At 69.1% G+C, this 25,937-nt stretch carries 16 protein-coding genes and 1 pseudogene; 12 read left to right on the top strand and 5 right to left on the bottom strand.

Annotated elements, in window-relative coordinates; all coding sequences use genetic code 11:
• Window positions 1–66 precede the first annotated feature (66 nt).
• Both recD2 and OHT21_RS30165 read left to right on the top strand, forming a co-directional pair.
• On the top strand, window positions 67–2,337 hold the full coding sequence (gene recD2, locus OHT21_RS30160; RefSeq protein WP_328771428.1) for an SF1B family DNA helicase RecD2: 2,271 nt from the start codon (window positions 67–69) through the stop codon (window positions 2,335–2,337).
• Between the two features lie 209 nt (window positions 2,338–2,546).
• Window positions 2,547–3,836, top strand: coding sequence for a citrate synthase (locus tag OHT21_RS30165; RefSeq protein ID WP_328771429.1), 1,290 nt, complete (start codon window positions 2,547–2,549; stop codon window positions 3,834–3,836).
• 566 nt (window positions 3,837–4,402) lie between these two features.
• On the opposite strand, the gene OHT21_RS30170 is transcribed toward OHT21_RS30165, so the two are convergent.
• The 3 genes from OHT21_RS30170 to OHT21_RS30180 form a co-directional block, all read right to left on the bottom strand.
• A complete protein-coding gene (locus OHT21_RS30170) occupies window positions 4,403–6,682 on the bottom strand; it encodes a heavy metal translocating P-type ATPase (RefSeq protein WP_443050448.1) in 2,280 nt (759 codons plus the stop codon).
• A gap of 9 nt (window positions 6,683–6,691) precedes the next feature.
• On the bottom strand, window positions 6,692–6,916 hold the full coding sequence (locus OHT21_RS30175; protein WP_328771430.1) for a heavy-metal-associated domain-containing protein: 225 nt from the start codon (window positions 6,914–6,916) through the stop codon (window positions 6,692–6,694).
• A 623-nt stretch (window positions 6,917–7,539) separates the two neighbouring features.
• Window positions 7,540–7,740, bottom strand: a complete 201-nt coding sequence (locus OHT21_RS30180; RefSeq protein ID WP_328771431.1) for a helix-turn-helix transcriptional regulator — start codon at window positions 7,738–7,740, stop codon at window positions 7,540–7,542.
• A gap of 456 nt (window positions 7,741–8,196) precedes the next feature.
• Here OHT21_RS30180 and OHT21_RS30185 point away from each other — a divergent pair.
• From OHT21_RS30185 to OHT21_RS30205, 5 genes and pseudogenes are all read left to right on the top strand, one after another.
• A pseudogene (locus OHT21_RS30185) lies at window positions 8,197–8,657 on the top strand (5-deoxy-glucuronate isomerase); the annotation flags it as partial.
• The gene (gene iolD / locus OHT21_RS30190; protein ID WP_328771432.1) at window positions 8,654–10,555 is read left to right on the top strand and encodes a 3D-(3,5/4)-trihydroxycyclohexane-1,2-dione acylhydrolase (decyclizing); all 1,902 of its coding nucleotides are present in this window, start codon (window positions 8,654–8,656) and stop codon (window positions 10,553–10,555) included. The pseudogene OHT21_RS30185 and the gene iolD, both read left to right, overlap by 4 nt.
• Before the next feature lie 279 nt (window positions 10,556–10,834).
• Window positions 10,835–13,624 carry an alpha/beta fold hydrolase gene (locus OHT21_RS30195; RefSeq protein ID WP_328771433.1) on the top strand — a complete coding sequence of 930 codons (2,790 nt, stop codon included), beginning with the start codon at window positions 10,835–10,837 and terminating at the stop codon, window positions 13,622–13,624.
• Window positions 13,621–14,511 carry an ABC transporter permease gene (locus OHT21_RS30200; protein ID WP_328771434.1) on the top strand — a complete coding sequence of 297 codons (891 nt, stop codon included), beginning with the start codon at window positions 13,621–13,623 and terminating at the stop codon, window positions 14,509–14,511. The genes OHT21_RS30195 and OHT21_RS30200 overlap by 4 nt, the downstream gene beginning before the upstream one ends.
• A gap of 202 nt (window positions 14,512–14,713) precedes the next feature.
• Window positions 14,714–15,226, top strand: coding sequence for a hypothetical protein (locus OHT21_RS30205; protein ID WP_328771435.1), 513 nt, complete (start codon window positions 14,714–14,716; stop codon window positions 15,224–15,226).
• 108 nt (window positions 15,227–15,334) lie between these two features.
• Here the strand turns inward: OHT21_RS30205 and OHT21_RS30210 are convergent, their stop codons facing one another.
• Window positions 15,335–15,664, bottom strand: a complete 330-nt coding sequence (locus OHT21_RS30210) for a hypothetical protein (protein WP_328771436.1) — start codon at window positions 15,662–15,664, stop codon at window positions 15,335–15,337.
• A gap of 290 nt (window positions 15,665–15,954) precedes the next feature.
• On the opposite strand from OHT21_RS30210, the gene OHT21_RS30215 reads away from it, so the two are divergent.
• From OHT21_RS30215 to OHT21_RS30230, 4 genes are all read left to right on the top strand, one after another.
• The gene (locus OHT21_RS30215; RefSeq protein WP_328771437.1) at window positions 15,955–16,278 is read left to right on the top strand and encodes a hypothetical protein; all 324 of its coding nucleotides are present in this window, start codon (window positions 15,955–15,957) and stop codon (window positions 16,276–16,278) included.
• 123 nt (window positions 16,279–16,401) lie between these two features.
• Window positions 16,402–16,659 carry a hypothetical protein gene (locus tag OHT21_RS30220; protein WP_328771438.1) on the top strand — a complete coding sequence of 86 codons (258 nt, stop codon included), beginning with the start codon at window positions 16,402–16,404 and terminating at the stop codon, window positions 16,657–16,659.
• A gap of 99 nt (window positions 16,660–16,758) precedes the next feature.
• Entirely contained in the window at window positions 16,759–18,609 is a 1,851-nt protein-coding gene (locus OHT21_RS30225; RefSeq protein ID WP_328771439.1) for a hypothetical protein, read from the top strand.
• A gap of 180 nt (window positions 18,610–18,789) precedes the next feature.
• A complete protein-coding gene (locus OHT21_RS30230; protein WP_328771440.1) occupies window positions 18,790–20,379 on the top strand; it encodes a vWA domain-containing protein in 1,590 nt (529 codons plus the stop codon).
• A 4-nt stretch (window positions 20,380–20,383) separates the two neighbouring features.
• Here the strand turns inward: OHT21_RS30230 and OHT21_RS30235 are convergent, their stop codons facing one another.
• Window positions 20,384–23,521: a glycoside hydrolase family 2 TIM barrel-domain containing protein gene (locus OHT21_RS30235; protein WP_328771441.1), complete on the bottom strand. Its 3,138-nt coding sequence runs from the start codon at window positions 23,519–23,521 to the stop codon at window positions 20,384–20,386.
• A 395-nt stretch (window positions 23,522–23,916) separates the two neighbouring features.
• On the opposite strand from OHT21_RS30235, the gene OHT21_RS30240 reads away from it, so the two are divergent.
• Window positions 23,917–25,842 (top strand): AMP-dependent synthetase/ligase, encoded by a 1,926-nt coding sequence (locus OHT21_RS30240; protein WP_328771442.1) that lies wholly within the window; start codon window positions 23,917–23,919, stop codon window positions 25,840–25,842.
• Window positions 25,843–25,937: the final 95 nt, after the last annotated feature.

The following is a 25,937-nucleotide window of genomic DNA, read 5'->3' on the forward strand; positions in this document are numbered from 1 at the left end:
GTCGGATCCCGATGAAGTTGTCCACAGGCTTCGTCCGCTGTCAGAGGCGGGCGGTAGCGTCGGATCATGCCTAATCAGACGGCGGCCCAGCAGGGGAGCGGTGAGCGGCGACTGGCCGTGCTCGAAGGCGTGCTGGAGCGGATCACGTACGCCAACGAGGAGAACGGCTACACGGTCGCCCGGGTGGACACCGGCCGGGGCGGCGGAGATCTGCTGACGGTCGTCGGCGCGCTGCTCGGTGCCCAGGTGGGGGAGTCCCTGCGGATGGAGGGGCGTTGGGGGTCGCATCCTCAGTACGGCAAGCAGTTCACGGTGGAGAACTACACGACGGTGCTGCCCGCCACCGTCCAGGGCATCCGCCGCTATCTGGGATCCGGCCTGGTCAAGGGCATCGGGCCGGTGTTCGCGGACCGCATCACGCAGCACTTCGGGCTGGACACCCTCCAGATCATCGAGGAGGAGCCGAAGCGGCTCATCGAGGTGCCGGGGCTCGGGCCGAAGCGGACCAAGAAGATCGCCGACGCCTGGGAGGAGCAGAAGGCGATCAAGGAGGTCATGCTCTTCCTCCAGACCGTCGAGGTGTCGACGTCGATCGCGGTCCGTATCTACAAGAAGTACGGCGACGCCTCGATCTCGGTGGTCAAGAACCAGCCGTACCGGCTCGCGTCCGACGTCTGGGGCATCGGCTTCCTCACCGCCGACAAGATCGCCCAGTCCGTGGGCATCCCGCACGACAGCCCGGAGCGCGTCAAGGCCGGTCTCCAGTACGCCCTTTCGCAGTCCACCGACCAGGGCCACTGCTTCCTGCCGGAGGAGCGGCTGATCGCGGACGCGGTGAAGCTGCTCCAGGTGGACACGGGCCTGGTCATCGAGTGCCTCGGGGAGCTGGCGGCGCCCCAGGAGGACGACGGCGACCCCGGAGTCGTACGGGAAAAGGTCCCCGGCCACGACGGCGGCGACCCCGTGACGGCCGTCTACCTGGTTCCCTTCCACCGGGCCGAACTTTCCCTGTCCGCCCAGTTGTTGCGCCTCCTGCGTACCGACGAGGACCGGATGCCGGCTTTCCGGAACGTGGCCTGGGACAAGGCTTTGGCCTGGCTGAAGGACCGTACGGGGGCGGAGCTGGCCCCCGAGCAGGAGGAGGCCGTCCGTCTCGCGCTCACCGAGAAGGTCGCCGTGCTCACCGGAGGCCCTGGCTGCGGCAAGTCCTTCACGGTCCGCTCGATCGTGGAGCTGGCCCGCGCCAAGAAGGCCAAGGTGGTGCTGGCCGCGCCCACGGGCCGGGCCGCCAAGCGGCTGTCCGAGCTGACGGGCGCGGAGGCCTCGACCGTGCACCGCCTCCTGGAGCTGAAGCCCGGCGGGGACGCGGCGTACGACAAGGACCGTCCGCTGGACGCCGACCTGGTGGTCGTGGACGAGGCCTCGATGCTCGACCTGCTCCTTGCCAACAAGCTGGCCAAGGCGGTGCCTCCGGGGGCGCATCTGCTCTTCGTGGGAGACGTCGACCAGCTGCCGAGCGTCGGCGCCGGGGAGGTCCTGCGCGATCTGCTCGCCGAGGGCGGCCCGGTTCCGGCCGTCCGCCTCACCCGGGTGTTCCGCCAGGCCCAGCAGTCGGGCGTGGTGACGAACGCCCACCGGATCAACGCGGGCAAGCAGCCCATCACCCAGGACCTGAAGGACTTCTTCCTCTTCGTCGAGGACGACACGGAGGAGGCGGGCCGGCTCACGGTGGACGTGGCGGCCCGCCGCATCCCCGCGAAGTTCGGCCTCGATCCGCGCCGAGACGTGCAGGTCCTGGCCCCCATGCACCGCGGCCCGGCAGGCGCCGGCACCCTCAACGGGCTGCTTCAGCAGGCGATCACACCCGCCCGGCCCGACCTCGCCGAGAAGCGCTTCGGAGGCCGGGTCTTCCGCGTCGGCGACAAGGTCACGCAGATTCGCAACAATTATGAGAAGGGCACGAACGGTGTCTTCAACGGCACGGTCGGCGTGGTCACCTCCCTCAACCTGGACGACCAGCGGCTGACGGTGCTGACCGACGAGGACGAGGAGGTGCCGTACGAATTCGACGAGCTCGACGAGCTGGCGCACGCGTACGCGGTGACGATCCACCGTTCCCAGGGCAGCGAGTACCCGGCGGTGGTGATCCCGGTGACCACCAGCGCCTGGATGATGCTCCAGCGCAACCTGCTCTACACGGCGGTCACCCGCGCCAAGAAGCTTGTGGTGCTGGTCGGTTCACGCAAGGCGATAGGCCAGGCGGTGCGCACGGTGTCCGCGGGACGACGCTGTACGGCCCTGGATTTCCGGCTCTCACCCCGGCCTCTCGACCCGTGAGCCAGATTTGATCGATCAAATGAGTCGCAAGGGTCACAGAGCACTTCCGGAAGCAGGGCGAAGGGGGGCAGGATGAGCGGGGTGGCGGCACTGAGTGCCGCCATTAGGCCCCATGGCCGACCCCGAGTGCACCGTCCTGCGCCAAATGGGGGATGGTAGAGACAGTCAGGGCACCTCGAAGAAGAGGCACAACGTCGGTGAGGGATGACGTGAGCGACAACTCTGTAGTACTGCGGTACGGCGACGGCGAGTACACCTACCCGGTGATAGACAGCACCGTCGGTGACAAGGGCTTCGACATCGGGAAGCTCCGCGCCCAGACCGGTCTGGTCACGCTGGACAGTGGTTACGGCAACACCGCCGCCTATAAATCCGCCATCACCTATCTCGACGGTGAGCAGGGCATCCTCCGGTACCGCGGTTACCCGATCGAACAGCTGGCAGAGCGCTCCACCTTCCTCGAGGTGGCCTACCTGCTGATCAACGGCGAACTGCCCACGGTCGACGAGCTCGCCACCTTCAAGGGCGACATCACGCAGCACACGCTGCTGCATGAGGACGTCAAGAACTTCTACCGTGGCTTCCCGCGCGACGCCCACCCGATGGCGATGCTGTCCTCGGTGGTCTCCGCGCTGTCCACCTTCTACCAGGACAGCCACAATCCGTTCGACGAGACGCAGCGCAACCTCTCCACGATCCGTCTGCTCGCCAAGCTTCCGACGATCGCGGCGTACGCGTACAAGAAGTCGATCGGGCACCCCTTCGTCTACCCGCGCAACGATCTCGGTTACGTCGAGAACTTCCTGCGTATGACGTTCTCGGTGCCGGCGCAGGAGTACGACCTGGACCCGGTCGTGGTCTCCGCGCTCGACAAGCTGCTGATCCTGCACGCGGACCACGAGCAGAACTGTTCGACGTCCACGGTCCGCCTGGTCGGCTCCTCGCAGGCGAACATGTTCGCCTCGATCTCCGCCGGTATCTCCGCGCTCTGGGGTCCGCTGCACGGCGGCGCCAACCAGTCCGTGCTGGAGATGCTGGAGCGCATCCAGGCCTCCGGCGGCGACGTCGACTCCTTCATCCGCAAGGTGAAGAACAAGGAGGAGGGCGTCCGCCTGATGGGCTTCGGCCACCGGGTGTACAAGTCCTTCGACCCGCGCGCCAAGATCATCAAGGCCGCCGCGCACGATGTCCTCTCGGCCCTCGGTAAATCCGACGAGCTGCTGGACATCGCGCTCAAGCTGGAGGAGCACGCGCTCTCCGACGACTACTTCGTCTCGCGCAACCTCTACCCGAACGTGGACTTCTACACGGGCCTGATCTACCGCGCGATGGGCTTCCCGACCGAGATGTTCACGGTCCTGTTCGCGCTCGGCCGCCTTCCCGGCTGGATCGCCCAGTGGCACGAGATGATCAAGGAGCCGGGTTCGCGCATCGGCCGCCCGCGCCAGATCTACACGGGCGAGGTTCTGCGGGACTTCGTCCCGGTCGAGTCCCGCTGACCGGCCGCCGCCGGCAGGCGGTACATACGTAAACGGAAGGCGCCCCGCTACGGTCCCCCCACGGGCCGGAGTCGGGGCGCCTTCCTTGTCCCGGTTCGGATTCCCCCCACGGGATCCGGCCGGGCGCCTGAGGACAGCGCCTGAATCGCTGTGATCTAAATGAGCAGAACCGTCGTGTACTGCGTACTGCTCTGTGTACTGCTGAACTTTCGTGCTGCTGAACTTCGTGTTACTGCGGCGAGTGCGGTCTGCCGGGACCCGTACGGGAGGGCCGCTCAAGCTCCCCGTGTACGTGTCCCGGCAACGCAGTCCGGGAACGTCCCCCAAGACATCCCCAGATGCCAGTCACGCCCCCCAAGACGCTTCTGACATCGCCAACTTAGACTCACGAACTCCTTCGAGGGTTACCTTCTCTTCACTGTGATCTGCGTCTCTTGCATATGTCCTGAAAATGCACAAGAGACCCGATATCGCGATCGGAGCCCAAGCGTAAGGAAGATGCGCGAGCCTTGTGAAGAGCTTATGTGAGGCTCGCGTCGGACTCCAGAGGGGTTCTTACTTCGACATCACCGAAATGCCCGGAGTCGGAGACTGTTCGTCACCACGAACACGGAGGAGAACGCCATCGCGGCGCCCGCGATCATCGGATTCAGCAGCCCCGCCGCGGCCAGCGGCAACGCGGCCACGTTGTAGCCGAAGGCCCAGACGAGGTTTCCCTTGATCGTCGCGAGGGTTTTCCGCGACAGCCGGATCGCATCCGCGGCCACCCGCAGATCCCCGCGTACGAGCGTCAGATCGCCCGCCTCGATCGCCGCGTCAGTTCCGGTGCCCATGGCAAGGCCCAGATCGGCGACAGCGAGCGCGGCCGCGTCGTTGACGCCGTCGCCGACCATCGCGACCGCCCGGCCCTCCGCCTGGAGCCGCCGGATCACGTCGACCTTGTCCTGCGGCAGCACCTCGGCGAACACGTACGCCTCATCGATGCCGACCCGGCGCGCCACGGCCTCGGCGACGGTCCGGTTGTCCCCGGTCAGGAGCACGGGCGTCAGCCCCAGGGCGCGCAGCTCGCGGACCGCCTCGGCGCTGCTCTCCTTGATCGCGTCGGCGACGGTCACGACACCGCGTGCCACCCCGTCCCAGGCGACGGCCACGGCGGTACGCCCCTCTGCCTCGGCCCGCGTCTTCAGCGCGGCCAGCTCGTCGGGCAGCGCGATACCGGCCTCGTCGAGCAGCCGCGCCCGTCCGACCAGCACCTCGTGTCCGTCGACGGTTCCGCGTACGCCGAGGCCCGTGACGTTCTCGAAGCCTGTGACGGCCGGGAGGGGCCCTGTCTTCCCCCACTCTCGGCTTCGCTCGAGCGGGGGGACCCCCATCTCCGCGCCCGCCGCGACGGCCCGGGCGATCGGGTGCTCGGAGGCGTGCTCCAGGGCGCCTGCGAGCCGTAGTACCTGCTTCTCGTCGGTGTCGGCAGCGGCGTACACGTCCTGGAGGGTCATCCGGCCGGTGGTGACCGTGCCGGTCTTGTCCAGGACGACCGTGTCGACGCGGCGCGTGGACTCCAGGACCTCGGGGCCCTTGATCAGGATGCCGAGCTGGGCGCCGCGCCCGGTGCCGACCATCAGGGCGGTCGGGGTCGCGAGGCCGAGGGCGCACGGGCAGGCGATGATCAGCACTGCGACGGCGGCCGTGAAGGCGGCGGTCAGCTCGTCCGTCATGCCGAGCCAGACGCCGAAGGTGGCGACGGCGATCAGCAGCACGGCCGGGACGAACACGGCGGAGATCCGGTCGGCGAGGCGCTGCGCCTCGGCCTTCCCGTTCTGCGCGTCCTCGACGAGCTTCGCCATCCGCGCCAGTTGCGTGTCCGCGCCGATGCGGGTCGCCTCGACGACGAGCCTGCCGCCGGCGTTCACGGTCGCGCCCGTCACGGCGTCGCCGACGGTCACATCCACCGGCACCGACTCGCCGGTCAGCATCGAGGCGTCGACCGCCGAGGCGCCCTCGACGACGGTGCCGTCGGTGGCGACCTTCTCACCGGGCCGTACGACGAACTGGTCACCGACCCTGAGCTCGGCGACGGGAACGCGCACCTCGCGGCCATCGCGCAGTACGGAGACATCCTTGGCGCCCAGCTCCATGAGGGCCCTCAGGGCTGCGCCCGAGCGCCGCTTGGCGCGGGCCTCCAGATACCGCCCGAGGAGGATGAACGTGACGACTCCGGCGGCCACTTCGAGGTAGATCGCCGACGAGGCGTCCGCGCGTTCGACGGTGAGGTCGAAACCGTGCCGCATGCCCGGCATTCCCGCGTGGCCCCAGAACAGCGCCCACACCGACCAGCCGAAGGCGGCCAGCGTGCCGACGGAGACGAGCGTGTCCATGGTGGCCGCGCCGTGCCGGGCGTTCGTGAACGTCGCCCGGTGGAACGGGAGTCCGCCCCAGACGACGACGGGCGCGGCGAGCGTGAGCGACAGCCACTGCCAGTTGTCGAACTGGAGGGACGGGATCATGGAGAGGAGTACGACGGGGATGGCGAGCGCGGCGGAGACGGTCAGGCGCTCGCGGAGGGAGGCGAGTTCGAGGTCTTCGCGGGGTGCCTCCGGCTCGGGCTCGGGGGGTGCCGGCTCCTCCGCCGTGTAGCCGGTCTTCTCCACGGTGGCGATCAGATCGGCTACGCGTATGCCGTCGCCGTACGAGACCTTCGCGCGCTCCGTCGCGAAGTTCACCGTGGCAGTGACGCCGTCGATGCGGTTGAGCTTCTTCTCGACGCGGGCGGCGCAGGAGGCGCAGGTCATGCCGCCGATGGTGAGCTCGACGCTCTTGTCTGTGGCGGATGCCGCTGTGCTGGTCAAGGTTGACCCTCAGGCCGTGCCGACGAGCTCGAACCCGGCCTCGTCGATGGCGGCGCGAACCGCGTCCGCGTCGAGCGGGTTGTCGGACACGACGGTGACCTCGCCGGTCGAGGCCACGGCTTTCACCTCGCGGACGCCTGGGAGCGCGGAGAGCTCGCCTGCGACGGAGCCTTCGCAGTGGGCGCAGCTCATTCCGGTCACCTGGTAGGTGACGGTGACGGTGTGGGCGGTCATGTCGTTGCTCCTTGGTCAGGTGGTGCTGCTCGCTCCTACTGTACCCCTAGGGGGTATCACTCCAAAGTGCGGGTGCGTGGGTGGTTGCTCGCGCAGTTCCCCGCGGGGTGCCTCCGGCGGTTGGGCGGGTGGGTGCGTTGTCGGCTGCGGCGCCGTTGTGGCTGGTCGCGCAGTTCCCCGCGGGGTGCCTCCGGCGGTGGGGCGGCTGCGGCGCCGTCGTGGCTGGTCGCGCAGTTCCCCGCGCCCCTTGGGTGCGTGGTGGGTGCGGGGCCGCGGTCCGGTGCGTCAGCCCGTCGCCAACAGGGCATACGGCCCCGTGCTGACACAGGGCGTAGCTGTGCCCAGACCGAAGCTAAGCGACGGGCATAGGACGCACCGGCCCACGTCCCCTCCCACCGGCGGGAAGCCGCGGGTTTCGTCGTGGCTGGTGAGCATGGCGACTGCTGAGCTTTGTGGCTGACGGTTCGGGGGCGCCCCGATAGGGGCGCGGGGAACTGCGCGACCAGCCCCAACGCACCCGCAGCCGCGACACGCAGTGTCGCCCACCACCCCCTGGCGGGGGGCCTGGGGCGGAGCCCCAGTTTCGGGAAGGGGCGGGGCTGGGGGAAAGGAAACCCGGCGGCTCAGTCGCCCCGCCGCCCCCTGTTGCTCGGCCGCGAAGCCACCCACGCCCGAATGGTGTCCGCATACCAATACGGCTTGCCGGACTCCACATGATCCGGCGGCGGAAGCATCCCGTGCTTGCGGTAAGACCGCACGGTATCCGGCTGCACCTGAATATGCGCCGCAATGTCCTTGTACGACCAGAGTCTGCGGTCGGTCATCGGTAGCACCTCCCCGCACGCGCCACGAAGGCACGTGCTGGCGATCACATGGCTGTGACCGTCCAACGACACGGTGTGACCACAGGCCAGTGCCTGTCGCCCGGCCGTGACCCAAGACCTGCACCGCAGGGACATGTGTGACACAACGGCGGCATTTGTGACACACGTGACGTGATGCGACCTCCGGGACCTAGTCCGAATGTCCGGACAACCAATTGACAGGCATCACGGCGCGCCGCTAGACCTGGGGGCAGCCGAAGCGAAGGGAACCCGATGGACGAGTCCGCGGTGTCCGGTGCGCCGGAATCGGGTGCGCTGGAATCCGGTGCGCGGGAATCCGGTCCGTACGAACTGATCCCCATGGGCCGGATCGACGTGGAGCCCCAGCCCCCCATCGGCGAGCACTCCGTGGCCGACGGAGCCGCCTCCCTGGAGTGCTCCTCCGCCATGAACAACGGCACCCGCACCGCCCCAGCAGAGGCCACACCCCTCGAACTCCCGGCCAGGGAGGCCGCGTTCAGCGAAGTCGCCGACTTCGCGCACGCCCCTCCCCGCGCCCGGGTACAGATCGCCTCCGGCGTGGGAGGCCGCTTCGCCCTGGCAGGAGCGAAGTGCGAGCGCCGACTCCCCGCCCGCTACGGCCCCGCGCCGGAGGTTCTCGTCCGCCCCGCGAGCGAACGGATTCGGCCGCGGGCGCGTATTTCCCTCGCGTGAGGGCGGTTCCGATGTCCTCGCCGAGGTCCGCACCGGCGATGCCGTCCTCGTACGCGACGGATGGCTCGGCCCGTTCATCGCCCAGCCCGGTCACGCGAGGTACTACTGAAATGTGACGGCCGGCCCGGGTGAGGACAGGTGACAGGCAGGGGCGGAGCTGCTTCCACCCGGAACACGTAGAAAGCACAGAGGGCTTCCGATGACAGAGCCGAAGACGTCAACGGCGACGACAAGGCTGACGGTCGCGCAGGCGCTGGTGCGGTTCCTCGCCGCCCAGTACACGGAGCGGGACGGGGTGCGGCGCCGGCTGATCGGCGCCACCTGGGGCATCTTCGGGCACGGCAACGTCGCCGGGCTGGGGCAGGCGCTTCTCGAGTACGGCGACGCAATGCCGTACCACCAGGGACGTAACGAACAGGCCATGGTGCACGCGGCGGTCGGCTACGCGCGTCAGTCGCACCGCCTGTCCACCCACGCCGTCACGACGTCCATCGGCCCGGGCGCCACCAACCTCGTCACGGGCGCCGCCCTCGCCACGATCAACCATCTCCCCGTACTGCTGCTGCCCGGCGACATCTTCGCGACCCGCCCCGCCGACCCGGTCCTCCAGCAGCTCGAAGTCCCGTACGCGGGCGATGTGTCGGTGAACGACTGTCTGCGCCCGGTGTCGAAGTACTTCGACCGTGTCATGCGCCCCGAAGCTCTCATCCCGGCCGCCCTGCATGCGATGCGCGTGCTCACCGACCCGGTCGAGACGGGCGCCGTCACGCTCGCGCTGCCGCAGGACGTGCAGGCCGAGGCGTACGACTGGCCCGAGGAGTTCTTCGCCGAGCGCGTCTGGGCGGTCCGTCGTCCGGGCGCGGACCCGGAGGAACTGGCCGCCGCCGTCAGGGCCGTACGGGATGCCAGGCGCCCCTTGGTTATCGCTGGCGGCGGGGTGCACCACAGTGAGGCCGAGGACGCGCTGATGGAGTTCGCCGACGTCACGGGTATCCCGGTCGCCTCGACCCAGGCGGGCAAGGGCTCGCTGACCTGGGATCACCCGGCGGACGTCGGCGGGATCGGGCACACCGGCACCGCGACCGCCTGCGAACTGGCCCGCACCGCCGACCTGGTGATCGGCGTCGGCACCCGCTACACGGACTTCACGACCGCCTCCGGCACCCTCTTCGCCGACCCGGGCGTCCGTTTCCTGAACCTCAACATCGCGCCCTTCGACGGCCACAAGCTGGCCGGTCAGCCGCTGATCGCGGACGCCCGTACGGGCCTGGAGGCGCTCACCGAGGCGCTCGCCCTGCACGGCCACCGCGCCGAGCCCGCGTACGTGACTGACTACACGGACGACAAGGAGCGCTGGGAGCACCGGGTCGACGCGGCCTACGAGGCGGACGAACCGGACACCCGGCCCACCCAGCCACAGGTCCTCGGCCTGCTCGACGAGTTGGTCACCGGGGACGACATCCTGATCAACGCGGCCGGCTCCCTCCCCGGTGACCTGCACAAACTGTGGCGGACCCGGTCCCGGGACCAGTACCACGTCGAGTACGGCTACTCCTGCATGGGTTACGAGATCCCGGCCGCGATCGGTGTGCGGATGGCGGCGCCCGGCCGGCCCGTGTGGGCGCTGGTCGGCGACGGCACGTATCTGATGATGCCGACAGAGATCGTCACCGCGGTGCAGGAAGGCATCGCCATCAAGGTCGTGATCCTGCAGAACCACGGGTACGCGTCCATCGGCGGCCTCTCCGAGACCGTGGGCGCCGAGCGGTTCGCCACCGCGTACCGCCACCGGTCGGAGGACGGCATGTTCACGGGCCGCCCGCTGCCCGTGGACCTCGCCGCCAACGCGGCCAGCCTCGGGATGCGGGTGCTGCGCGCGAAGACCGTACGCGATCTGCGGGCCGCCCTCGCCGAGGCGCGGGCCGCCGACACTCCCGTCTGTGTCCACGTGGAGACCGAGACGGCGGACACGGTCACGGGCGCGCCGCCGGCGCAGGCCTGGTGGGACGTACCCGTGGCCGAGACGGCGACCCGCTCGCCGGCGGTGAAGGCGCGCGAGGTGTACGACCGGCATGCGGCCGCTCGCCGCCGTCATCTGTAGACCGTCAACTCCCCGCCGCAGCCGTCCACATCGTGGACGGCTGCCGTGCTTTCGGGTCGCTCCGCGAATTCTCATGAAGTTGACAGGAACCGAAAGGCGGGGTCCGGGGCCGGGCACGGGAGCTGTGCCGGGGGGCGCGATGGTGCTGGTTCTCGGGGTTCCGACCGGTTGGGATACCGCGCCCGCAGTATGAGAGGCGGCCTCGTACTCCCGGGGGCTGACGTGTGATTCGGGCTGTAGTCGGCCATCGCTGTCAGTGGTGGCACTTACCGTTGACGCATGGATCTTCGACTGCCCCGACTGCGCGGGGCCGTGCTTCGGAGGCCGCGACGGCTCATCGCCGCTGCGGCCGCCGTGGTCGTGCTCGCCGGCGCCGGTACGTGGACGGCCGTCGCCTCTGACGACGCCGCACCCGTGGACCGGGCCGACAGAGTCATGGACATGGGCAGCGGGGTGAAGATCGACACCTCGTACTTCACGTCGGGCGACGGCCGCCGCCCCGCCGTCCTCCTCGCGCACGGCTTCGGCGGCAGCAAGGACGACGTACGGACCCAGGCGGAGGACCTGGCGCGCGACGGGTACGCGGTGCTGACGTGGTCGGCCCGCGGAATGGGCAGGTCCACGGGCAAGATCGGCCTGAACGACCCCAAGGGCGAGGTGGCCGACGTCTCCAAGCTGATCGACTGGCTGGCCGAGCGCCCCGAGGTCGAGCTGGACAAGGACGGCGACCCGCGCGTCGGCGCCACCGGTGCCTCGTACGGTGGCGCGGTCTCGCTGCTCGCGGCGGGCCACGACCAGCGGGTGGACGCGATCGCACCGGCGATCACGTACTGGAACCTCTCGGACGCGCTGTTCCCGAACGGCGTTTTCAAGAAGCTGTGGGCCGGGATCTTCGTCAACTCCGGTGGCGGCTGCGACAACTTCGAGGTCACGCTGTGCGAGATGTACCAGCGGGTCGCGGAGTCCGGGGAGCCGGACGCCGAGGCGACGGAGCTGCTGGAAGCCCGCTCCCCGTCCGCCGTCGGCGACGAGATCAACGTGCCGACGCTGATCACGCAGGGTCAGACCGACTCCCTGTTCCCGCTCGGCCAGGCCGACGCGATGGCCAAGGCGATCCGGGCCAACGGCGCGCCCGTGGACGTCGACTGGATCTCGGGCGGTCACGACGGCGGCGACATGGAGACGAGCCGGGTGTCCGCGCGCGTGGGTGCCTGGTTCGACCGCTATCTGAAGGACGAGTCGGGGGTGGATACGGGCCCCGCGTTCCAGGTCACGCGCAGCGGCGGCGTCGATTCCCGGGAGGGCACCACCCGGCTGACCAGCGTGACCTCGGACAGCTACCCCGGCCTGACGAGCAAGACCCGTCCGATCGCCCTGACCGGGCGCGAGCAGAGCTTCGAGAACCCGGCGGGCGCCAACCCGCCCGCCGTCTCGGCCCTGCCCGGCCTCGGCGGTGCCGGCGGCCTCTCCCAGCTCTCCTCGCTGGGGATCGGTGTGTCCCTCGACTTCCCGGGCCAGTTCGCCGCGTTCGAATCCGAGCCCTTCGTGGAGGACCTTCAGATCACCGGCTCCCCGACGGCGACGGTCCATGTGAAGTCGACCAGCGAGGACGCCGTGCTCTTCGCGAAGGTCTACGACGTCGGACCGGACGGCGGAATGCAGCAGGTGCTGCCCGCGCAACTGGTCGAGCCCATCAGGGTGGAGGACGCGAAGGCCGGCAAGGACGTACGGCTCACGCTGCCGGCGATCGACTACGAGGTGGACGACGGCCACCGGCTGCGCCTGGTCCTCGCCTCCACGGACCTCGGCTACGCCTCCCCGACGGCTCCGGCGACGTACACGGTCTCCATGGCGGGAGACGGCGGCCTGAGGGTGCCGATGCCCCTCGGCGACTCGGAGGCGACGGCACCGCTGCCCGCCTGGGTGTGGTGGCTGCCGCTGGCCGGCGCCCTCACGGCGCTGGCCCTGATCCTGACGGCCCGCCGCCCCACCGCCGCACCCGCTCCCGACCCTGAACTGGCCGACGTACCGCTCCAGATCACGGACCTGAGCAAGAAGTACGCCAAGTCCAGCGACCGTTACGCGGTCCGCGACCTGTCCTTCACGGTCGAGAAAGGCCAGGTACTCGGCCTGCTGGGCCCGAACGGCGCGGGCAAGACGACGACGCTGCGCATGCTGATGGGCCTGATCAAGCCGGACGGCGGCGAGATCCGGGTCTTCGGCCACGCGATCCGCCCGGGCGCCCCGGTGCTGTCCCGCGTCGGTTCCTTCGTCGAGGGCGCGGGCTTCCTGCCGCACCTCTCCGGCCGCGAGAATCTCGAGCTGTACTGGCGGGCCACAGGCCGCCCGCCCGAGGACGCCCACCTGGACGAGGCCCTGGAGATCGCGGGCCTCGGCGACGCCCTGTCCCGCGCGGTCCGCACGTACTCCCAGGGCATGCGCCAGCGACTGGCCATCGCCCAGGCGATGCTCGGCCTCCCCGACCTCCTCATCCTGGACGAGCCGACCAACGGCCTCGACCCGCCACAGATCCGCGAGATGCGCCAGGTAGTGATCCGCTACGCGGCCGCCGGCCGCACGGTCATCCTCTCCAGCCACCTGCTGGCCGAGGTCGAGCAGTCCTGCACCCACATCGTGGTCATGGACCACGGCCGCCTCGTCCAGGCGGGCCCCGTGGGCGAGATCATCGGCGGCGGCGACACCCTGCTGGTCGGCCTGGCCTCCGACATCCCCGACCCGGTGCTGGACAAGGTGGCGGCTCTACGGGACGTGGAGTCGGCGGTACGAACGGACGACGGCCTTCTCGTACGGCTGACTCCGGCGCCGTCACCCACAGAGGGAGTCGCGGTGCCCGAGACCGCCGGCGTGGGAGCCTCCGGCGGAGCCGACCCCGCCGTGTCCGCCTCCGGGCCCCTGGCCTCAGCGGACTCCGAGGGCGCACCCGGCGTCACCGAGCGGAGCGCGTCGCTGCTCGTCGAACTCGTACGGCTCGAAGTGCCCGTCGCCTCGATCGGCCCGCACCGCCGCCTGGAGGACGCCTTCCTCACCCTGATCGGAGACTTCGAATGAGCACGCTCGCCGAGAAGGCTGAGAAGACCGAGAAGGTCGAGAAGGAGGAGGTGGCGGACGGCTACCGCGCGGGCCGCACCCTGCCACTGCGCGTCGAGCTCGTACGGCAACTGAAGCGGCGCCGCACGCTCATCATGTTCGGCGTCCTGGCCGCCCTGCCCTTCATCCTGGCCATCGCCTTCCAGGTCGGCGGCGAACCGGGCGACGGCAACGAACGCGTGAACCTGATGGACACGGCCACGGCATCCGGCGCGAACTTCGCCGCGGTGAACCTCTTCGCGTCCGCCGGCTTCCTCCTCGTCGTCCCCGTGGCGCTGTTCTGCGGAGACACGGTCGCCTCGGAGGCGAGCTGGTCGTCGCTGCGCTATCTGCTCGCGGCACCCGTGCCCCGCGCCCGCCTGCTGTGGTCCAAACTCGTTGTCGGTCTCACCCTCAGCCTCGCCGCGATGGTGCTGCTGCCGGTCATCGCACTCGCCGTCGGCACGGTCGCGTACGGCTGGGGCCCGCTCCAACTGCCCGTCGGCGGCACCCTGCCCAGCGGCGACGCCGCCCGGCTCCTGCTGATCGTGATGGCGTACATCTTCGTGTCCCAACTGGTCACCGCCGGGCTGGCGTTCTGGCTGTCGACCCGGACGGACGCCCCGCTGGGCGCGGTCGGCGGAGCGGTGGGCCTGACGATCATCGGCAGCGTCCTCGACGAAGTGACGGCCCTCGGCGACTGGCGCGACTTCATCCCCGCGCACTGGCAGTACGCCTGGCTGGACGTCATCCAGCCGGAGCCGGACTACAGCGAGATGATCCAGGGCACGGCGATCTCCGTCACGTACGCACTGGTGCTGTTCGCCCTGGCCTTCCGCGGCTTCGCCCGCAAGGACATCGTTTCGTAGGCCGAGGACCACTCCCGCCGGGCCCGGAGGGAACGTCTGTTCCCGACCCGAACATTCGGGACGTAATCGCCATGGTGCGCCACCCCTCCCGCTGAGTAGAAAGATCCATCAGCATGAGCAGGCAAGGGTCCGACCAGCCCTCGCGGCGATGGGGGAGAGCGATGTCCCGCCCGTGCGGGGCCAACGGATCCGGAGGGTCACCATGCGAACAGTCACCACGAAGCCGGCCATGGAGTGGCTGGCGGCCGCCGCGACCGATCCACGCGACTGCAAGCGGCGGTGGCAGGGTTACGAGGGGATCGCGGTACTGCCCTGCGGACGGTTCTGGGACGTACTGAGCGTGCCGGAGGAACTGGGCGTGCCGGCCCTGGACGCCCTGCTCTGCATCCCGCAGGCACCCGGCCCGGTACTCGCGGACACCGGCGCACGCAGGGTGGGCTTCTTCCTGCCGCCGGATCCCGAGGGCCGCTGGGTGGGCTCGGATGTCCGCTACCTGGGCAAGGGCGCCTGGATCACGGTGCCCGCCCCCTATCGGACGCCGGGACGCTTCCGATGGCTGGTGCCGCCGGACGGAGCGGGCACGCTGTTCGTCCCCGCCGCCGTGGAACTGGCCCTCCAGCAGGCCCTAGGCACCCTCGCCGCAAGAGCCGCCGCCCAGGCCGCCGCACGGCACCGCTGCCCGACATGCGGAGCGGCGACCGCGGGAACCAGCTAGGACCACGGGAATCGGATAGGACTCATAGGAAAACCGCCGCCTCGAACGAGGCGGCGGTTCTTCTGCCCCGGTTCCCCATGCGGGAACGGTCAGTTGATAGGCGGCGCTCTAAAAGACCGCGGTCGCGCCCGGCAGGCACGTGAACACCGAAGACCCCTCGCTGCTCACCACGCTGCAGGCAGGCACGCTCACCACGCCGCCGAAACCGCCCCCGCCCCCGGAGGAGCTGGAGCTGGCACTCGAGCTGGAACTCGAGCTGGAACTGGGGTTCCCGTCGCCATTGCCGTGGCCGTGCTTCTTTATGCCCTTGCCCTTGCCGTCATGGCCCTGGACGACGGCGTGGCCCTCCGCCGGCGCCGCGAAGGCGGCGGGCGCCGACAAGGTCAGGGCGGCCGTGGCCAGCACAGCCGAGCCGAGCAGTACTCGAGCAGAACGCATAGTCGCGTATTCCTTCCGACATCGACGATCGCTGGGCCGATTGCCAGCAGACTGGACCGCCGACGTATCTCCCTCAACGTCAACCACTCACGGGTTCCGCACCACCGGAACTCGCCCATTTGTATGAGGCTTGAGTGGGGTGCCACGCAGTTTGTATGAGGCGTCTCGCCGCCTGGTCGGAACAGGTGAATTTCCGCAACGGCGCGGCACAGTGGCCGTTGGAGGGGTGGTGACCTTCTGTTAGAACTTCTCCCGCAAGACGAAATTCATGCGGAGACGAAAGGAATTCCATGCCTACGATCAGCTTCGACGAGCTCGAGGGCCTGACCGGCGAGATGCTCCCCGAGCGTTCGGTGCTGTCCACGGTCGTTCCCGTCAGCGGCCTTGGCGGCCACGGGGGTGACGGTGTCGGGTCCGCCAGCTCGGGTAGCTCCAGCTCCGCGGTCGCGGAGGGCGGTGACGTCGCTCCCCGCGGCGCCCTGTCGACCTCGGCCTGCCAGTCCGTCAACAACCTGGGGACGCCCGGCCTGGTCGGCCCCACGGCCCCGCTCGGCGGAGCGCTGTACCCGAACTCCAGCCTCACCTGTATTCCGGCTTCGACCGCCGTGTTCTAGGCGCGCGTTCGAGCGGCCGGTGGAATGGACGGGCTTTTTGCCAGTCCATTCCCCGGCCGCTCATCCTGTTGTCCGGCCCAAAGCCCCGCACGGGCTCAACCTGAAGGAATCAGGAGGGGAAAAATGTCTGCCGTCGACTACCCGGAACTCGACGCACTCTCCGGCGAGTTGATCCCCGGGAAATTTCTGCTGTCCATTATTGATCTGAGCTTGGACAACAGCAGACATACGACGTTCAACTTCCCCCAGGGCGGTGGCGGCACTGTGGCTTACGCATGCCAGGCGACGAACTCCCCAGGGGTGGCGGATCCCTTCGGCACCTTGGGGCTGGGCGGTGGCAGCAGCATGACGTGTATTCCTGCCGCGGTCAGCAGCCGCTGAGTTCTGGAAACGCCCGACGTCTGGAGATTTGTCATCAGCACGCGAGTATCCACGCCCGAAGCCCGGGGCGGCCTCGTTTCCTCCACCGCAGTGCCCGCCATGACCGAGGGGACCGAGCTGGTGGGCGAGTTCGCGGGATCCGGATATCGCAACCCTCCGCTCCTGGTCTACCGCTTCGACGGACAGGTGATCCACCTCCCGCCCCTGCTCTACCAGGCCGCCCAGGTCCTGGACGAGGTCTCCAGAGCAGCGAAAAGACCATTGAACGGACGGCAGTTGATGTCGCGTGTGGCACGGGAACTCAGCCGTACGACGGGCCGCACCTTCACCGCCGAGCACGTGATCTTCCTGATCGACCGCAAGCTGGCGCCGCTCGGCATCACCACCTACACCGACGGCTCGCAGCCCACCGTCGCCAAGAGCGAACATCCCTTCCTGGGCCTGCGCTTTCGTGCCGCGCTGGTCTCCGAACGGGCCACCTGGTTCATCAGCGGACTGTTCGCCTGGCTGTACCGGCCCCTCGTCCTCGTCGTGGCCGTCACCGCGATCGTCGCCGGCGAGATCTGGCTGTTCAGCACGCAGAACATGGGCCAGGCGATGGCTCACGTGATGGCCAATCCGGCCGGCATCCTGCTCGTGGTGCTGCTGACCCTGGCTTCCGCCGCGTTCCACGAGGTCGGTCACGCAGCCGCCTGCCGGTACGGGAAGGTGCCGCCCGGTGCCATGGGATGCGGCATCTATCTGGTGTGGCCCGCCTTCTACACCGACGTCACCAACTCATACCGGCTGAGCAAGAGCGGACGTCTGCGTACCGATCTGGGCGGCGTCTACTTCAACGGCCTGTTCATCGTCGGCCTGTTCCTGCTGTACGTGTACACCGGATCCCCGCTGCTGCTGGTGACCTTCCTGCTCGTCAACCTGGAAATGGTCCAGCAGTTGCTGCCCACGCTCCGGTTCGACGGGTACTACATCGTCTCCGACCTGGTCGGCATTCCGGACCTCTTCAAGTACGTCGGCCCCATTCTCAAGCGCACCATCCTCCGCCGGCCCGCGGACGAACGGCTCAACGCCCTCAAGCGTTGGCCCCAGATCGTCGTCACCGTCTGGGTCCTCGCGGTGCTGCCCGCGCTGGCGATCCAACTCGGCATTGTCTTCTTCCAGCTTCCGGATCTGGCGGCCACCGCCTGGCAGACCATGATCTCCCTGGCCAGCGGTGCCACGGCCGGCGGCAATCCCGTACTCGGCGTCATCTCAGCCTGCGTACAGATCCTCTTCCTGCTGCTTCCGCTGCTCGGGCTGGTCCTGATTCTGTGGCAGTTGCTCGTCCTCGCCGGTCGGTTTCTGCGCAGGCGCGGTGCCGGGCGGGCATCCGGCGGGTTTCTGCGCCGGGTCCGTGACCGGGTGCCGGCTCCCTTGTGGTGGGGTGCCCTGGCCGCCGCGGCGGCGGTGTCCCTGGAGTACCTGGTGTCGTCGCCGGCCCGGTCCACGACGCAGCGCACCGAGCTTCCCGTAGTCCCGAAAGCTGCACCATCGGACTTCACGCCGGGGGCCACCGAATCCCCGGATGCGTCCGCCACCGCGAGTCGGCCACCGGCCAAGGCGCCGAACTCGCGCGTACCGGCACCGGAACGCACCAGCATCGGCAGCGGTGACCTCATCGCGCTTCCGCCCTCGACCGCGGACACCGTACGGCCCCGGCCCGCATCCCCTCGCCCACACCACCAGCCGGAGGCAGCGGCGCCGACTTCCCCCGTGCCCGCCCCCGCCGCCACGCGTGACGGCACGCCGCGGAACACGAGCGACGCCACGCCGCGCAAGGCGCCCGCCCCGCACGCCGCTGCCCCGTACACCGCTGACCTTCCGCGCCTGGCCAGGCGGCCCTTCGTACGCGTATGCCACGAGCCCCTGGACCTGCCTGTGCCGGGACTCACCCCGGTCATCTGCCGCTGAGAGCACGGAGTCGCAAGGGCTCCTCCGGACACCTCCAGGTCTCCGGAGGATCACCCACCGGTCTCAACAGGCGCCCGCCGTGCCCGCTTTGAGATCGATCCGCAACGCCCCGTGCCGCACACCTCGGCCCCCTCCGGCGTCACAGTCACAGACGTCGACGTCAACTCAGAGGGGGCCCGCATGGGCGAGTACCGGACGACACAACGAACACGCCGACCGCGCGGCGCACTTGCCGCTTTGATGGCCGCGAGCTGTCTGCTGCTCGCCGCCTGCGGCTCGGGTGCCGGCGAGTCCTCGTACGACGGCAGCAACAAGGCCAGTGACACCGAGCGCTTCCCGGCGCCCGCCCCCGCGCAGCCGACCGGCCCCGCCGGCACCGACGAAGGCACCACCCCGGGCGAGCAGAAGGGCGAGATCCGCGAGAGTACGCCGCCTCCCGCCGACTATCTCTCCACGTTCGCCCTGGATGTCGACACCGCCTCGTACGGGTATGCGCGCCGCACCATCGCCGACGGCCGGCGGCCCGACCCGGCGACCATCCGCCCCGAGGAGTTCATCAACAGCTTCCGTCAGAACTACGAGCGTCCCGACGGCAACGGCTTCTCCGTCACCGTCGACGGGGCGAGTACGGAGGCCGGCGGGGAGAGCGACGACTGGCGTCTCGTACGCGTCGGCCTGGCCACGCGCCCGGCCGAGGACAGCGGCGAACGGCCGCCCGCCGCCCTCACGTTCGTGATCGACGTCTCGGGTTCCATGGGCGAGCCGGGCCGCCTCGACCTGGTCCAGAAGTCCCTCGGCGTGATGACGGACGAACTGCGCGACGACGACTCCGTCGCGATCGTCACCTTCAGCGATGAGGCCGAGACCGTACTCCCGATGACCCGCCTCGGCGACAACCGCGACCGCGTCCACGACGCCGTCGACACCCTCGAACCCACCCTCTCCACCAACCTCGGCGCGGGCGTCGACACCGGATACGCCACCGCCGTCGAGGGCCGGCGCGAGGGCGCGACGAACCGTGTCGTCCTGCTTTCCGACGCCCTCGCCAACACCGGTGACACCGACGCCGACTCGATCCTGGATCAGGTCTCCGACGCCCGGCGCGAGCACGGCATCACCCTGTTCGGCGTCGGCGTGGGCAGCGACTACGGCGACGCCCTGATGGAACAGCTCGCCGACAAGGGCGACGGCCACACCACCTACGTATCCAACGAAAAGGACGCCCGTACGGTCTTCGTCGACCAACTGCCCCGCAATATCGACCTCACCGCCCGCGACGCCAAGGCACAGGTCGCCTTCGACCCGCAGACGGTCGAGCAGTTCCGGCTCATCGGTTACGACAACCGAGAGGTCGCCGACGAGGACTTCCGCAACGACCAGGTCGACGGCGGCGAGATCGGCCCCGGTCACACGGTCACGGCCCTCTACGCCGTCCGCACCAAGCCCGGCGCCGACGGCCACCTCGCCACCGCGACCGTCCGCTGGCTCGACCCCGAGACCCGCACTCCGCACGAGGAGTCGGCCCAGCTGGAGTCCGAGGCCCTCAACCAGCCCCTGTGGAGCCGCGACAACGCCGGCAACGGGCTCCAAGTCACCGCCATAGCCGCCTACTTCGCCGACGCCCTCCGCTCCGGTGACTCCCGCTGGTCTCGTCTCCCCGGCGCACCCGGCCTGCCCGAACTGTCCGACCGCGCCGACGAGTTGGCTGACACCACGGAGTCCGAGGAGGTACGCCAACTCGCCAAGACGATCGAACAGGCGGGCCGATAACGGGTTATGCGGGCCTGAGCCGGTAGGCATACGTGTACGTCCGCCCGGAGTGCAGCAGGTACTTCTCCAGCGGAGCCGCACCCCAGGAGTCGATGCCGCCTACGCCCATCTGCCGATGGTTGACGCCCAGCACGGTCTCGTCGCGCCGCTTCAACTCGTACGGATGGCGCGGCCCGTCGAGATCGAACGGCGAGTAGTGCAGCGCGCTGGTCTCCAGCAACGGCTCGCCGTCCGCCGGATCGGCGAGCACGGTGAGCCCGTCACCGGAACGGTCGGTCAGCGACAGTTGGCGTACGTCCGTCATGTTCCCGGTCTGCTGGGGACGGACGTACGGCGCCACCTGATCGTCGACCGTGGACCGCCAACGCCCCACGAACGCGGACGTGTTGCGGTCCCAGTAGTTCTCGTGCGGCCCACGACCGAACCAGTCGAGCCGCTCGAAATCCCCGGGGACGGTCAACAGGGCGCCCACCATGGGCAGATCGGGCAACCCCGAGGCCGCCTCCAGCGTGTGCCGCACCCGCACCTCGCCGTCCCCGCGTACCCGGAACTCGGTGCGCCATGACGAGGCCTTCGGCGAGGTCGGCAGCGTACAGGCGACCTCGATGACGACCTCGGCGGACGAAGGCTGCGAGGCCTTGACGGACGTCACGGTGCGCTTGGCTCCCGCGTCGCGCCAAGTGCGCGCCGTGTTCTGGAACTTACGGCCGATGTCGTTATCCGTCGGCCCCCGCCAGAAGTTCGGGACGGGGCCCTCGGCGAGCAGAAGCCGGCCGCGGAAGACGTACGAGGAGAGGGTGCCGGTGGCCTTGGACAGCACGACCTCCAGGTTGCGGCCGCTCACCTTCACTTCGCTGTCGGTCTCGGTGAGCTTGAGGCCGCCGCGCGGTGCGGGGTCGGCGGGAGGTGGTGCCTGCCAGTTCAACGCCAGCTGCTCGGCGGCCACTTCGTGCCCGGCGTCGGCCCAACTCGTCCTCTTCCGCAGCACGAAGGACAGGTTGAGGAAATACTCCGCGCCGGGCTCGAGCTTGGACGGCTTCCGGTACGGGATGCGTACGGTGCCCTCCTCGCCCGGCGCGACCTTGGGCGCCGCCAGCGTGCCGTGCTGCACGCGTGCGCCGTTCCGCGTGACGGTCCACCGCAGCTCGTACGCGTCCAGGCCGCTGAACAGGTGCTTGTTGCGCACCTTCACCACACCGGCGGCGAGATCACCGGCCGTGATGCCCACCGGCTGGTAGACCTTCTTCGCCTCCAGCAGCCCCGGATGTATCGCACGGTCGCCCGCCACCAGGCCGTTGCAGCAGAAGTTGCCGTCCGTCGGATAGCCCGGCACCCAGTCGCCCCCGAAGGACAGATACGTACGCTTCGAGTCGCCGGGCATGGGCAGCCGTATCGTCTGGTCGGCCCAGTCCCAGAAGAACGCGCCGTGCAGGTTCGGATAGCGCTCCACGATCTCCCAGTACTCCGGGAGATTGCCGCCGCTGTTGCCCATCATGTGCGTGTACTCGCACAGCATGTACGGCTTCGGATTGCCCGACTTGCCGTATCGCTCCACGCCCGCAGGGCTGGTGTACATCTCGCTGTGCACGTCGGTCACGGCGTTCATGCCCTCGTAGTGCACCGGCCGCGAGGCGTCGCGCGCGTGCACCCAGTCGGCCATGACCTTGAAGTTCGAGCCCTGGCCCGCCTCGTTGCCGAGCGACCACACGACCACGCACGCATGGTTCTTGTCCCGCTCGACCATCGACCGCATCCGGTCCACACACGCGTCGGTCCACTCGGGCAGCGAACCCGGCACGGTGTCGCGTACGCCGTGGGTCTCCAGGTTCGCCTCGTCGACGACGTACAGCCCGTACTCGTCGCACAGCTCCAGCCAGCGCGGGTGATTGGGGTAGTGCGAGGTGCGTACGGCGTTGATGTTGTGCCGCTTCATCAGCAGGACGTCCCGGACCATCCCCGCCTCGTCGACGGCCTGCCCGCGGTCGGGGTCGTTCTCGTGGCGGTTGGTGCCGCGGAACATGATCGGTTTGCCGTTGACACTGAACTTGCCGGGCCCGTAGTCGACTTGGCGGAAACCGATGCGCTTGCTGTGAATATCGACCGCCTTACCGGAGCGGTCCTTGAGCGTGACGACCAGGGTGTAGAGATTCGGATGCTCGGCCGACCAGAGGGCGGGGGCCTTCACGTCGCCCTTGAGCGTCACCTTCTCCTCGATGCCGTCTGCCAGTTGCAGTACGCGCCGGCCTCGGGCGTCGAAGAGTTCGGCCACGACGCGATGGCCGGCCTTCTGGTCCCCACCCCGGTCGCGTACGGCGACATCGACGCTTAATACGGCGTCGCGGTACGCGGCATCCAGCCCCGTACGCACGAACAGGTCGTCGACGTGCACCCGCGGAACCGAGTACAGATACACGTCCCGGAAGATCCCGGACAGGTCGATCATGTCCTGGTCCTCCAGCCAACTGCCGTCGGACCAGCGGTAGACCTCCACGGCGAGCGTGTTCCGTCCGGCCTTCAGATACTTGGTGATGTCGAACTCGGCGGGCGTGTAGCTGTCCTCGCTGTAGCCGACGCGCTCGCCGTTGACCCAGACGAAGAACGCGGACTTCACGCCCTGGAAGGAGATGAGGGTGCGCCGGTTCTTCCAGCCGTCGGGCACGGTGAAGGTACGGCGGTACGAGCCGACGGGGTTGAAGTCGTGCGGGATCTGCGGGGGCTTCGGGTCCTCATAACCGATCCACGGATACTTGATGTTGAGGTAGATCGGCTCCGGGTAGCCCTCGATCTCCCAGTTCGACGGGACGGGGATACGGTCCCAGTCACTGTCGTCGAAGCCGGGTGCGTGGAATCCGGTGGGTCGCTGGTCGGGATTTTTCGCCCAGTGGAAGCGCCAAGTGCCGTTCAGGGAGCGGTGGTACGGCGACTTGTCGAACTGTCCGCGCCGGGCGTCGGCGGCGGTCGAGTACGGCACGAGGCGGGCAGCCCGGGCCGGTTCTCTGTTGACCTGGAAGACTCTCGGGTTCGCGTCCCACTCGTCCCCCTCGGCGGCGAACGCCCGCTTCTGCGCGGCGAACGCGGCTGCGCCGGCGAGGGCGGCTCCTGCGACGAGGACATTGCGGCGGCTCGGACGGTATGTGCTCATACGGCGGCTCCACCGGAAGGCAACATGAAGCCTCAGGGTCGAACGGAATCGCGCAGTGCGCAAGAGCCCCCGGCGGTTAGGCGGTTGGGTTCGCTGATGTCTGCGGGTTCGTTGTGGCTGGTTGGCCTGGTGGCGGACGGCTCCGGGAGCGCCCCCTTTAGGGGCGCGGGGCTGTGACATTAGCGGCTCCGCCGCGGGGCGCGACAAGCCGCAACGAACCCGCAGTCGCGACACGAAGTGTCACCCACCACCGCCGTGGGCGCCCCAACCGACGGCAACCCATCCGAACACAGGCGAACAACGCGTTGAACTTTCGCTACGCGCGAGTAAGTTGACGCCCGCGTAAATACGTACCGCACACCACTGCAAGTGAGCCGCCACGACCGGGAGCCGTCATGGGCGTACGCAAAGATCTGAAACAGGCGAAGAAACGTACCGACCTGACGAACCGCAGCACCAAGGTCGAGATCGTCAGGGACCACGACGGAGTCGTACGCGAGGCCCGTATGCCACCCCTCGCGCCGAAGGCCACCACCGGCAGCATCGCCGACCTGCCCTACACCAACGCGACCGAGGCCCCCGACGCCGTGATCCTCCGCCGCCGCCAGGCAAATGGCACCTGGCAACCCGTCACCGCGGCGGCCTTCGCCCACGACGTCACCGCCGTCGCCAAGGGGCTGATCGCGGCGGGACTCGAACCGGGCGGCCGAGTCGCGCTGATGTCCCGTACGCGCTACGAGTGGACGGTCCTCGACTTCGCGATCTGGGCCGCGGGCGGCCAGTCCGTGCCCATCTACGCCACGTCCTCCGCCGAGCAGATCGAGTGGATCGTCCGCGACTCGGGCGCCCGTTTCGTCATAGCCGAGACACCCGAGAACACGGAAGCCGTCGTGGCCGGCACGACCGACCACCCCAACCCCCCGCGCGTATGGCAGATCGACGAAGGCGTGATCCCCGAACTCACGGCCCGCGGCCAGCACATCCCCGACGAGGAGATCATCAAGCGCCGCGAAGCCCTCACCCCCGACACACCCGCGACGATCTGCTACACGTCCGGCACCACTGGCCAGCCCAAGGGCTGCGTCCTCACGCACGCCAACCTGCACGCCGAGGCCGCCAACACCGTCGAGCTCCTGCACCCCATCTTCAAAGAGATCACGGGCCAGGTCGCCTCGACTCTCCTCTTCCTGCCGCTGGCCCACATCCTGGGCCGTACGATCCAGATCGCCTGCCTGATGGCCCGTATCGAGCTGGGCCACTTCCCGAGCATCACGCCGAACGAACTCCGGCCCGCGCTGCGGGAGTTCGGCCCCACTTTCGTGGTCGGCGTCCCGTACCTCTTCGAGAAGATCCACGCCACCGGCCGAGCGACCGCCGAGCGCATCGGCCGCGCCGCTTCCTTCGACCGCGCCGACCGCATCGCCGTCCGTTTCGCCGAGGCCCACCTCAACAAGTTCCTCGACCGCGGCGAGGGCCCGAACCCCGGCCTGTACGCCGCCTGGGCCCTGTACGACAAGCTGGTCTACCGCCGCATCCGCAAGGAGCTCGGCGGCCGCCTGCGCTACGCCATCAGCGGCGGCTCCCCCCTCGACCGCAACCTCAACCTCTTCTTCTACGCCGCCGGAATCATCATCTACGAGGGCTACGGTCTGACCGAGACCACAGCCGCCGCGACGATCGTCCCGCCCCTGAAACCCCGCCCGGGCACGGTCGGCCTCCCCGTCCCCGGCACGGCGATCCGTATCGACGACGACGGCGAGGTCCTCATCAAGGGCGGCATCGTCTTCAACGCGTACTGGAACAACCCCGCCGCCACCGACGCCGCCCTCACGGATGCCTGGTTCGAGACCGGCGACCTGGGCTCCCTCGACGAGGACGGCTACCTCACCATCACCGGCCGCAAGAAAGACATCCTCATCACGTCGGGCGGCAAAAACGTCTCTCCCGCCATCCTGGAGGACCGCCTCCGCAGCCGACCCCCGGTGGGCCAGTGCATCGTCGTAGGCGACAACCGCCCGTACGTAGCCGCCCTGATCACCCTCGACCGCGAGGACGTAGCCCACTGGCTCCACGTCCGCGCCATGCCCGCGAACACCCCCATGTCCGACCTGATCCGCGACCCCGCCATGCGAGCCGACGTCCAAAAGGCCGTGGACTACGCCAACCAGGCGGTCTCCCGAGCCGAGTCCATCCGCGAATTCCTCCTCGTGGAAGGCGAGTTCACAGAGGAGAACCGCCTGCTGACTCCGTCCCTGAAGGTCAAGCGGCATGCGGTTACGCGGGCGTACGCGGAGCAGATCGAGGCGCTGTATCGGGGCTGAGGTGCTCCTATTGCCGGGCCGGCATGTGGGGCAGGGGCCCGGCCTTGCGGTCCGCACCACGACCGCGGCTTCATCGCATAAAGTGACACTTTCCC

The sequence above is a fragment of the Streptomyces sp. NBC_00286 genome (assembly GCF_036173125.1).
GTDB lineage: Bacteria > Actinomycetota > Actinomycetes > Streptomycetales > Streptomycetaceae > Streptomyces.

Bases quoted from the DNA above. Each gene is read 5' to 3' on its own strand.
- OHT21_RS30210 (WP_328771436.1), bottom strand. From the start codon at position 15,664: ATGCGTTCTGCTCGAGTACTGCTCGGCTCGGCTGTGCTGGCCACGGCC.
- OHT21_RS30225 (WP_328771439.1), top strand. From the start codon at position 16,759: ATGACCGAGGGGACCGAGCTGGTGGGCGAGTTCGCGGGATCCGGATAT.
- OHT21_RS30230 (WP_328771440.1), top strand. From the start codon at position 18,790: ATGGGCGAGTACCGGACGACACAACGAACACGCCGACCGCGCGGCGCA.
- iolD (WP_328771432.1), top strand. From the start codon at position 8,654: ATGACAGAGCCGAAGACGTCAACGGCGACGACAAGGCTGACGGTCGCG.
- OHT21_RS30220 (WP_328771438.1), top strand. From the start codon at position 16,402: ATGTCTGCCGTCGACTACCCGGAACTCGACGCACTCTCCGGCGAGTTG.
- OHT21_RS30215 (WP_328771437.1), top strand. From the start codon at position 15,955: ATGCCTACGATCAGCTTCGACGAGCTCGAGGGCCTGACCGGCGAGATG.
- OHT21_RS30195 (WP_328771433.1), top strand. From the start codon at position 10,835: ATGGATCTTCGACTGCCCCGACTGCGCGGGGCCGTGCTTCGGAGGCCG.
- recD2 (WP_328771428.1), top strand. From the start codon at position 67: ATGCCTAATCAGACGGCGGCCCAGCAGGGGAGCGGTGAGCGGCGACTG.
- OHT21_RS30235 (WP_328771441.1), bottom strand. From the start codon at position 23,521: ATGAGCACATACCGTCCGAGCCGCCGCAATGTCCTCGTCGCAGGAGCC.
- OHT21_RS30175 (WP_328771430.1), bottom strand. From the start codon at position 6,916: ATGACCGCCCACACCGTCACCGTCACCTACCAGGTGACCGGAATGAGC.
- OHT21_RS30205 (WP_328771435.1), top strand. From the start codon at position 14,714: ATGCGAACAGTCACCACGAAGCCGGCCATGGAGTGGCTGGCGGCCGCC.
- OHT21_RS30200 (WP_328771434.1), top strand. From the start codon at position 13,621: ATGAGCACGCTCGCCGAGAAGGCTGAGAAGACCGAGAAGGTCGAGAAG.
- OHT21_RS30240 (WP_328771442.1), top strand. From the start codon at position 23,917: ATGGGCGTACGCAAAGATCTGAAACAGGCGAAGAAACGTACCGACCTG.
- OHT21_RS30180 (WP_328771431.1), bottom strand. From the start codon at position 7,740: ATGACCGACCGCAGACTCTGGTCGTACAAGGACATTGCGGCGCATATT.